3 protein-coding genes are annotated in these 10,917 nt (G+C 70.4%); all 3 read left to right on the top strand.

The features are described from left to right. Positions 1-426: 426 nt before the first annotated feature. The gene (locus ACWEVO_RS17450; RefSeq protein WP_452308565.1) at positions 427-987 is read left to right on the top strand and encodes a helix-turn-helix domain-containing protein; all 561 of its coding nucleotides are present in this window, start codon (positions 427-429) and stop codon (positions 985-987) included. 468 nt (positions 988-1,455) lie between these two features. Further along, a complete protein-coding gene (locus ACWEVO_RS17455) occupies positions 1,456-4,725 on the top strand; it encodes a LamG-like jellyroll fold domain-containing protein (protein WP_452308566.1) in 3,270 nt (1,089 codons plus the stop codon). 14 nt (positions 4,726-4,739) lie between these two features. Further along, entirely contained in the window at positions 4,740-10,889 is a 6,150-nt protein-coding gene (locus ACWEVO_RS17460) for an RHS repeat-associated core domain-containing protein (RefSeq protein ID WP_452308567.1), read from the top strand. The last annotated feature ends 28 nt before the right edge of the window (positions 10,890-10,917 follow it).

The raw sequence follows: 10,917 nt of genomic DNA on the forward strand, positions 1-10,917 counted from the left end.
CACTACCCAACCTGGGGGGCGCCCCGTACCCGCCGGGCGACCCCCCGCGGTCCCTTACGGGCCCGCCCCCGCCCGGGGGGCGCCGCCCGCCCCCCCCGGCGGTACCGACTCGACGTGGCTTGACCCCAGCGACGGATTGAGCGTGGATCAGGTCCGCCGATGGCTGATCCATCGGCGACGGGTTCCCAACCATCACCCCAAGCCGCCCGACAGGGCCCGCAGACGGAGAGACGCAAGCGATGACTGGTCCTGCCCTTGGCGGCACAAGCTGCGCCATAGATACCCGGCGCTGAAGAGCGCAGCAGCAACGGATCCGGCTAGCTATCGCGCCGCCGCACCGCGCGTGCCGGCGGCTTCCACCCAGAGATCGGCCGGGGGTGCCACGACGAGCGCCACCGGATTCTGACGGACGGAGATCCGCAAGCCATGAGTCAAGCCGTCAAGGCTGCCCTGCTCACCACGAAAGACCTCGGGAAGAACGAACGAGCGGTGGCCATCGCCATCGCCGCCCACACCAACCATCAGGGCAACGCATGGCCATCCGTGGCCACCCTCGCCGAGTACGTCGGCTGCTCCGAACGCACAGTGCAACGATGCCTGGCCAAGCTCGTGCAACTGGGCCGCCTCGTCGTGTCCAAGGCCGCCGGCATCGCCACCCGCGTCTACCGACTGGTGCACCCGAACCGACCGACCACAACCCCAGCGGGGGTGACAAAACAGCCGGCGGGGGTGACAAAATCGCCCGCCGGGGGTGACAGCCAGGATGTCACCCGAAGTATTGAAGACCAATTGAAGGCCGACGCTCCCGTGAGCGCACCCGGGTGGCTGCGGTTTCTGCCGACGGGCCGGCGGGCTCCGGTGGCAGCCGGGACCGACCGGCGGCGCGCGGCCACGCCAACCGCCGGCCGGTGCCAGCGTCCTGGGCATATTGGGCAGCCCGCTGACCGCTGCGTCCCCTGCCGATCCGAAGCGATCGAGCGCAGGTGAACCTCCCGACGTCCCAGGAACGCCGTAGACCCGGGTCCCTGCGGAGGTCCCGGTCATCGAGCCGAGCGCGACGGTCTTGAGCGTCGCGACGCGGTTCAATCGAGTTCGTGGCGCAGGTGCCGGCAGCCGTTCTGTGACCTGTGGTGACGTGCGGTGCGGTGACTACAGCACCAGGGCGGCGGCACCGTCTAACAGTGCGCTCAGACCTCGTGGGGGCCGACCTTTCGGGCGGCGGCGACGCGGCGCAGGCCGGCCACGGCGACGGCCGCCGGTGCACAAAATTCCCTCAAGAAATCGCTGACATTAGATGGATTCGCGGACGGCGCGCTGATGATTGGCGCCACACGGGCGCCGATCGCCCGCATCACCCCGACGTCCAGTCCAGCAGATCTGTGCACACGAGGGCTCGTGTGCCGGAAACCCGCTTGGGGAGGCACGATGCCTGCTGTCCCTTCGATCCTAGCCGTGGTGACGGCGCTGTCCGCCACTCTGATCGCGCCCCTGGCGGCGCCCGAAATCGCGGGGGCGGCGCCGGCCGCGACCCTGAGCGAACAGGCGGCCCGGGCCAGGGCGGTCGCCACAGGTAAGCCGGTCGAGGCGACCGCGCTGCGCGACGAGCACCAGCAGGTGGTCGCCAACCCGGACGGCACGTTCACGCTGACCCAGAGCATCCAGGCGGTGCGGGTGCGCCGCGGGGCGGGCTGGGTGCCGGTGGACACCACGCTGCGGCGCACCTCCGACGGAGGCGTCGCTCCGGCCGCGGCCGTGCTCGACATGTCCTTCTCCGGCGGCGGAACGGCGCCGCTGGCCCGGATGCGCCGCAACGACGCCGAGCTGTCGCTGACCTGGCCCGGGACCTTGCCTGCGCCGACACTCGCCGGCGACACCGCCACCTACGCCGAGGTGTTGCCGGGCGTCGACCTGACGGTCCGGGCCAGCGCCGAGGGCTTCTCCGAGCTGCTCGTCGTCAAGTCGGCGGCCGCCGCGGCCAACCCGGCCCTCAGCTCGCTGCGCCTGGCCACCGCCGTCAAGGGCGTCAAGATGACGATGCGCGCGGACGGCAGCCTGGCCGCCGCCGACTCCGCCGGCGACGCGGTGTTCGAGGCGCCCGCGCCGTACATGTGGGACTCCACCGGCCAGGGGTCCTCCTCGGTGCCGGGGGGCACGGTGCGGCGGATGGGCGTACGGGTCACTCCCGGGGCGCTCGCGCTCGAACCCGACCGCCAGATGCTGACCAGCCCGGCGACCCGCTACCCGGTCTACATCGACCCGTCCTGGTCCGGGTCGCGGCTGGCCTGGACGCAGGTGTGGAGCAACCTGTCCACCACCTCGTTCTGGAACGGTGCGAACGACGCCGAGGACGAGGCCCGCGTCGGCTACGACGCGACCGACGGCAAGAAGACCCGGTCGTTCTTCCGGTTCGACACCTCCGGGGTGAAGGGCAAGCACATCCTCCAGGCCACGCTGCAGACGCAGGAGGTCTGGTCCCGGTCGTGCACCGCACGGGAGGTCCAGGTCTGGGAGACCGGCGGCATCTCCTCGTCGACGACCTGGAAAAATCAGCCGAGCTGGATCACCAAGCTCACCGCCAAGAGCTTCGCGAAGGGATACTCGTCGAGCTGCCCGGCCGGGGGCGTGGAGTTCACCGTGACCCCACACGTGGTCAAGGCGGCCGCGGCGGGATCGGCCACGATCACCGAGGGCCTGCGGGCGTCGTCGACCGCCGAGACCAACTACGACACGCTGTCCTGGAAGCGGTTCAAGAACAACCCGTCGATCACCATCGTCTACAACACCGTGCCGGGGGCACCCACAAACCTCAGCACCGACGGCTCGACCACCTGCACCACCGGCACCGGCCGGCTGGTCATCGGCACCGCCACGCCCACCCTGCGGGCCTCGGTCAGCGACGCCGACAACGCGGTGATGGCGCACTTCCAGTGGTGGCTGTCGACCGGCACGGCACCGGTCGGCGAGTACACCTCCTCCTCGGTGGCCGGCTCGAAGCCAACCGTCGTGGCGAAGACGATCCCGTCCGGTGCGTTCACCAACGGGCAGATCGGCAAGTGGCGGGTGCGGTCCGAGGACGGCACGGATGTCAGCGCGTGGAGCTCCTGGTGCGAGTTCCAGATCGACAGCACCCGGCCGCCGATCCCGACCGTCACCTCCACCGCGTTCCCGGACAACGCCGAGGGTGACGCCGTGATGGGCGTGGCCTCGTCGGTGACCGTCGGCGCCAACGGCGGAACGGACGTCGCCAAGTACGAATACGCGCTCAACGGCGCGGCGACCGCGCTGAACAAGACGGCCACCCCGGCGGCGGCCGGCGGAGACGTGACCTTCGCCGTCACCCCGGACCGCTTCGTGAACTGGCTTCAGGTACGCGCCGTGGACGCCGCCGGCAACAGGTCGGAGGTGGCGACGATGGTGTTCTACGCCGGGTCCCCGCCCGGCCCCGTCGGCGACTGGCAGCTGAACGGGACCGGTGAGGACACCGCGGCCGTGGACTCCTCGAACAACGCCCGCAACGCCGCGCTCGGTGGCGGCGCGACCTGGAACGACGGCTTCGACGGCGGCGGCCTGAGCCTCGACGGCACCAGCGGGTACGCGGCCACGACCGGCCCGGTGCTGGACACCATGAAGTCGTTCTCGGTGAGCGCCTGGGTCTATCTGACGGACCTGTCGCACAACAGCGTGGCGCTGACCCAGATCGGCGCCCACGCCAGCTCGCTCACGCTCTACTACTCCAGCTCGTACAAGAAGTGGATCTTCAACCGGACGACGGTGGACGCGGACACGACGACGTTCGTGCGGGCCATCTCGACCACCACGCCGGTGACCAACACCTGGGTGCACCTGGCCGGCGTCTACGACGCCCCGGCGGGGCAGATCCGGCTGTACGTGAACGGGGTGCTGGAGGCGACCACCGCCTTCACCACCCCGTGGGCGGCCACCGGTGTCTTCCAGATCGGGCGGTCACGGGTGGCCAGCGTCTTCGGCGAGTACTGGCCCGGCCGCATCGACGCCGTCCAGGCGTACGACCGGGTACTGCTGGCCGGCGAGTTGCAGCAGGTCCCGCGGCTGGCCGGCCGGTGGAAGATGGACGAGACTTCGGGCACCGTCGCCGCCGACACCACCGGCGCCCACCCGGCCACCTGGTCGTCCACCGGCGTCAGCCGGGTCGCCGGGGTCAGCGGCAACGCGGTCGCGGTGAACGGCACGACCGGCGTGCTCACCACGTCCGGGCCGGCCGTGCGCACCGACGGCAGCTTCTCGGTGAGCGCCTGGGTGCAGCCGTCCGCGTTGACCAAGAACGGCATCGCGGTCAGCCAGCTCGGCACCACCGTCGGCGCGTTCAACCTCGGCTGGGCGTGGAGCGACGACTACTCGGCGTACCTCTGGTCGGTGCGCTCGTCGGCCACGGACGTGTCCGGGGCGTCGCTACGCGAGGCGACCGACCTGTTCGACGTGCCGACGGCCGGGGTGTGGACCCACCTCGCCGCGGTCTACGACGCCCAGGAGCACAGCCTGCGGCTGTACGTGGACGGGCAGGCGGTCGACCAGACGAGCCACGCCAGCGCGTGGAACGCCGCCGGGGCTCTGCTAATCGGCCGCGGCCAGGCGTCGAACGTGACGTTCTCGCAGTACCTCACCGGCGCCATCGACGACGTCCGGGTCTACTCCGGCGCCCTCAGCGACCAAGCCGTCTTCGACATCTACAACGCCAACGCGGAATGAACGGGGGACCGATCATGCGCAGGGATCGAACCATGGGCCGGCTCCTGCTGGCCGGACTGCTGACTGTGTCCGTGGCGGTCGTCGGCCAGGACCTGCCGGCCCGGCCGGCGCAGGCCGCACCGCTGACCTGGAAGACCGCCGCCCAGACCGAACGGTCCGTGCCGGGCCGGAACTTCACGCCGAGGGCGCGCATCGCCGCCCCGGACAAGTCGGTGTTGCGTACCCCGGCGAAGGTGGCCTGGCCGGCCGCCGGCGCCGCGGACGCCACCCTCGGCGCGACCCGCGCCCGGGCCGGCACCCTGCCGGTCTGGGTGAGCAGGCCGGCCGGCGCGAATGCGGCGGTCGGGACCGTCCGGGTCGAGGTGCTCGACCGGGCGGCCACCGACCGGGCCGGCGTCAACGGCCTGCTCTTCCAGGTACGCGGGGACACCACCGGGCAGGCGAGGCTCTTGGTCGACTACTCGTCGTTTCGGAACGCGTACGGCGGCGACTGGGGGTCGCGGCTGCGGCTGGTCCGGCTGCCCGCGTGCGCGCTGACCACCCCGGCCCTGGCCCGGTGCCAGGCCGCCACGCCGGTCGAGACCGACAACGCCCCGACGCGGGGCACACTGACCGCCGACGTCGCGCTCACCGCCGGCGCGGTGACCACGTTGGCGGCGACCGCGGCGCCCGCCGGTAGCGCCGGCGACTACAAGGCGACATCGCTCTCCGCCTCGTCGTCGTGGGAGGCGGGCGGCTCGTCCGGCAACTTCGCCTGGACGTACCCGATGGACGCGCCGCCGTCGCTGGGCGGCCCCGAGCCGGACCTGGAGCTGCGCTACTCCTCCGGCAGCGTGGACGGACGGACCGCGTCGACCAACAACCAGTCGTCCTGGGTCGGCGAGGGTTGGGATCTGGGCGAGGGCGCCATCGAGCGGCGGTACAAGTCCTGCTCCGATGACGTGACCACCACCCCGAAGCCGTACGACATGTGCTGGGAGACGGACAACGCCTTCCTGACCGTCGGGGGCGACACCGTCGAGCTGGTCAAGGACGACGCCACCGGCGCGTGGCGCAAGAAGCAGGACGACGGATCCCGCATCGAACACCTGACCGGAGCCGCCAACGGCGACGACGACGGCGAGTACTGGCGGGTCACCGCGCCCGACGGCACGCAGTACTACTACGGCCTGCACCACCTGCCGGGCTGGGCCAGCCGCGACGAGGTGACGAACTCGACGTGGACCGCACCGGTGTTCGGCAACGACTCGGGCGAGCCGTGCCACGGCTCCACCTTCGCGACGTCGTACTGCATGCAGGCGTACCGCTGGAACCTGGACTACGTCGTGGACCCGGACGGGAACGCGATGTCGTACTTCTACACGACCGAGACCAACTACTACGGCCGTAACCTGAGCGCGTCGGCCGGAACCGAGTACACCCGCGGCGGCTACCTGAGCCGGATCGACTACGGGCAGCGCTCGTCCACGATGTACTCGGCGGCGGCACCGATGCGGGTGGACCTCGCGGTCGAGGAGCGGTGCGCGACCGGCGCCACCTGCGGCACCGAGCCGATCACCAAGGACACCGCGAAGAACTGGCCGGACACCCCGTACGACCAGGCGTGCGCCTCCGGAGCGACCTGCACGAACCTGTACGCGCCGACCTTCTGGTCACGCAAGCGGCTGGCGAGCGTCACCACCCGGGTGCTGGTCTCCGGCACCACCTACAAGGACGTCGACAGGTGGGCGCTGGGCTACCAGTTCCGCAACCCCGGCGACGGCACCTCGCCGGCGCTGTGGCTGGCCTCGATCACCCGGACCGGCCTGGTCGGCGGAACGAAGGCACTGCCGTCGGTCACGTTCGAGGGCACCCAGCTGGAAAACCGGGTGGACGCGTTGGAAGGCATCCCGCCGATGTACAAGTGGCGGGTCACCGACATCTACGACGAGGCGGGCGGCCACACCCGGGTCAACTACTCAGCCAGGGACTGCACACGGGCGGCCGCGCCGACTCCGGACTCGAACACCCGGCGCTGCTTCCCGGCGTACTGGACACCGGAGGGGGCGATCACCCCGCAGCTGGACTGGTTCCACAAGTACGTGCCGATTCAGGTGCTGGAGAACGACCAGTCCGGGCTGGCCGAGACCGAGGAGACCGACTACGAGTACCTCGGCGGGGCGGCCTGGCACCACGACGACAACGAGCTGACCCCGGCGAAGTACCGCACCTGGAGCGAGTGGCGGGGGTACGGCAGGGTGCGCGTGAGGCACGGTGCGGCCGACCAGACCCCCTCGCAGACCGAGACGCTGTACTTCCGGGGCATGAACGGGGACAGCTTGACGAGCGGGACGCGCAGCGCGTCGGTCACCGACTCGGAGGGCACCACGGTCACCGACAGCCCGGCGCTGGCCGGCTTCGTCCGGGAGGAGATCAGCTACAGCGGGGCCGGCGGTAGCGTCCTGGACGGGCAGATCTCCGACCCGTGGATCTCGTCGCCGACGTCGACCCACGGCGGCACGAAGGCGTACTTCATCGGGGTGGCCGGCAAGCGTAGCCGGCTGGCCCTCGCGGCGGGCGGCTGGCGGCGGACCGAGGTGCAGACCGACTACGACGCCTACGGGCTGCCGGTCCAGGTCAACGACCTGGGCGACACGGCGGTCAGCGGCGACGAGGAGTGCAACCGCATCACCTACGCCCGCAACACGGCGTCCTGGTTGACCAGCTACGTGGTCCGGCAGCAACGGTTGTCCGTGGCGTGCGGCGCCACAGCGAGCTTTCCGGCCGACGTGATCTCCGACGTGCGGACCTTCTACGACGGCGCCACCACCTTCCCGACGGCGCCGACGCGGGGCGACGAGACCCTGGAGCAGGAGCTGGCGTCCTACTCCGGCGGCACGCCGGTGTACGTCCAGTCCAGCCGGTCCACCTACGACAGCTACGGCCGAGTGGTGGCCAAGTACGACGCCCTCGACGTCAAGACGACGACCGCCTTCACCCCGGCGTCGGGCGGCCCGGTCACGGCCAGCACGGTCACCAACGCGATGGGACACGTGACGACGACGACCTTCGAGCCGGCCTGGGGCAGCGAGACCGCCGTCGTCGACCCGAACATCCGGCGGACCGACCTCACCTACGACCCGCTGGGGCGGCTGACCGCGGTGTGGCTGTCGGACCGCTCGATGGCCGGCGGGGCGACGGCGAACCTCAAGTTCACCTACCTCGTGCAGACGGACGCGCCGAACGTTGTCACGACCGAGGCCATCCGCGACGACGGCACGTACGACGCGGATTACACGTTCCTCGACGGGCAGTTGCGCCAGCGGCAGACCCAGAGCCCAGCGCCGGGCGGCGGGCGGATCGTCACCGACCGGTTCTACGACTCCCGCGGACTGGTGGTGAAGGAGAACGGGGCGTACTGGAACAGCGGCGCCGCGGGCACCACACTGCTGACCGTCCCCGACAACACCGTCCCCGGCCAGACGGTCACCGTCTACGACGGGGACGAGCGGGAGACGAACAGCATCTTCCTGTCCTACGGGACCGAGAAGTGGCGCACCACCACCAGCTACGGCGGGGACCGCACGAGCGTCACGCCCCCGGCCGGCGGCACCGCCACGACCACCATCACCAACGCCGACGGTGACACCACCGAGCTGCGCCAATACACATCGGGTACGCCCACCGGCAGCTACGACGCGACGAAGTACACCTACACGCACGACGGGGCCCTGGCGAGCGTGACCGACGCCGCGGGCAACATCTGGAAGTACGGCTACGACCTGCGCGGCCGGCAAGTGACCGACGTGGACCCGGACAAGGGCACCACGACCTACACCTACGACAACGCCGATCAGGTCCTGACCACGACGGACGCCCGCGGCACGACCGTCGCGTACACCTACGACGCGCTGGGCCGCAAGACGGCGGAGTACAGCGGGTCGACGTCCGGCACTCAGCTGGCAGCCTGGACGTACGACACCCCCACCAAGGGGCAGCCGACCTCGTCGACCCGCTACGTCGACGGCGCCGCGTACACCACCGCGGTCACCAACTACGACACCCGATACCGCCCCCTGGGAACCACGGTGACGATCCCGGCCGCCGAGGGCAGCCTCGCGGGCAGCTACCGGTTCAACACGGGTTACACCAGCACCGGCCGGACCCAGCTGGTGAGCTATCCGGCCGTGGCCGGGCTGACCGCGGAGACCCTGCGGTACGCCTACGACTCCGACGGGCGGCTCACCACCGCGCAGACCGGCTTGTCCACGCTGCTCACCGCCGCCACCTACTCGGTGTACGACGAGCCGTTGCAGTACACGCTGCAGTCGGTGAGCGGCAAGCAGCTTGCGCAGACCTTCTTCTACGAGGACTCGACGCGGCGGCTCACCCGCGCCGTCGTCGACCGCAGCGTGGCGCCGACGCACCTGTCGGACGTCAGCTACACCTACGACGCGGCGGGCAACGTCACCCGGATCGCCGACGCCCCGGTCGGCGGCACCTCGGACACCCAGTGCTTTACATACGACTACCTGCGCCGGCTCACGTCGGCGTGGACGGCCACCAACAGCTGCACGACCTCGCCGAGCGCAGCCGTCCTGGGCGGTCCGGCGCCGTACTGGCAGTCCTGGACGTACGACAAGACCGGAAACCGGCTGACCGAGACCAACTACAACACCACCACCGGGGCGGGCATCACCAGTTCCTCGACCTACCCGGCGGCCGGGACGAGCCGGCCGCACGCGCTCTCCTCGGTCACCACCGCCGGCGCCACGAACAGCTTCACGTACGACGCCGTCGGTAACACCACCGGCCGTACCATGGCCGGCTCGACGCAGAACCTCACCTGGGACGCCGAGGGCAACCTGAGCAAGGTGGTGGAGGGCGGCAAGACCACCGAGTTCCTGTACGACGCCGACGGCAACCGGCTGATCCAGCGGGATCCCGACGCGGTGACCCTCTATCTGGGGCAGGCGGAGGTCAAGCTCACCAAGGCCACCAGTGCCCTCTCCGCGACGAGGTACTACCCGCTGGGCTCGGTCACCGCGGTGCGGACGTCCGCCGGCGGGCTGACGTTCGAGGCGGCCGACCGGATGGGCACGGCGCAGGCGTCCGTCGACGCCGACGACCTGGCCGTCACGCAGCGCCGCTACCTGCCCTTCGGTGAGCTACGCGGCGGCAACGCGGCCTGGCCGACGGCCAAGGGCTACGTCGGCGGCAACGTGGACTCGTCGATCGGCCTCACCCAGTTGGGAGCCCGCGAGTACGACGCGGACACCGGGCGGTTCCTGTCGGTCGACCCAATCATCGACCCGAACGACCCGCAGCAGATGAACGCCTACGCGTACGCCAACAACACGCCCGTGACGATGAACGACGCGGATGGCGAGTGGCGGCAACTGCCGGGGGGCCACTACTGCGACGGCTGTGGCGGCTACGACAACCCGCCGAAGTCGAAGAAGAAGTCGCACGGGGGCAAGAAGACAAAGCACAAGAAGGCGTCCAGCCCGGCGGCGCACCACTACTGCGACGGCTGCGACTACCAGCGGTACAAGCAGAAGGCGGCGGAGAAGCACTACTGCGACGGCTGCAACTTCGCCAGGGAAGCGGCCGAGGCCAGGAAGCAGGCCCGGGAGTACGCGGCGGCGAAACGACGCGCCGAGCAGGCCGCCAAGGCAAAGCTGGCCGCCCTCAAGAAGAAAAAGGACGCCTGGAACCACTGCCTGGGCGAGTCCCGAGGCTACAACATGGACAAGTGCGGCAAGGACCCGATGCCGGGCACCGGCCAGACCATCCAGGGCCTACTGGCGAAACGCATCTTCATCAGCGAATCGTTCTGCGTCAGCAGATGGTGCTTCAAGGCCAAGGTGCAGAACGGCAAGCTGAGCCTGAACACGGGGACCTCCCTCACCATGCCCAAGCAGGGGTTCAGTTTCCCGACCATCGGGGTGGCGCTCAAGTCGAGCGGCCGGCGGAAGAGATCCGTGTCCGGCTCGCTCGGCCGGTGGGGCGTCGGCGTCGGCATCAAACCCGACGGCCACCCGGACTGGAAGGACATGGACTTCACAGTGGGCACCAACCCGGCCGGCGGACCGCTGGGATCCGAGAACGGCTACGTGAAGGGAGCGGGCATCAGCATGACCCAGGGCTGGAAGAGCTGGTGTTTCAACGGTGACTGCAAGTGACCTGCAGTAGGAGGCGAGGGGTGGGCCG

The sequence above is a fragment of the Micromonospora sp. NPDC003776 genome, assembly GCF_053605645.1.

Bases quoted from the DNA above. Each gene is read 5' to 3' on its own strand.
- ACWEVO_RS17450 (WP_452308565.1), top strand. From the start codon at position 427: ATGAGTCAAGCCGTCAAGGCTGCCCTGCTCACCACGAAAGACCTCGGG.
- ACWEVO_RS17460 (WP_452308567.1), top strand. From the start codon at position 4,740: ATGCGCAGGGATCGAACCATGGGCCGGCTCCTGCTGGCCGGACTGCTG.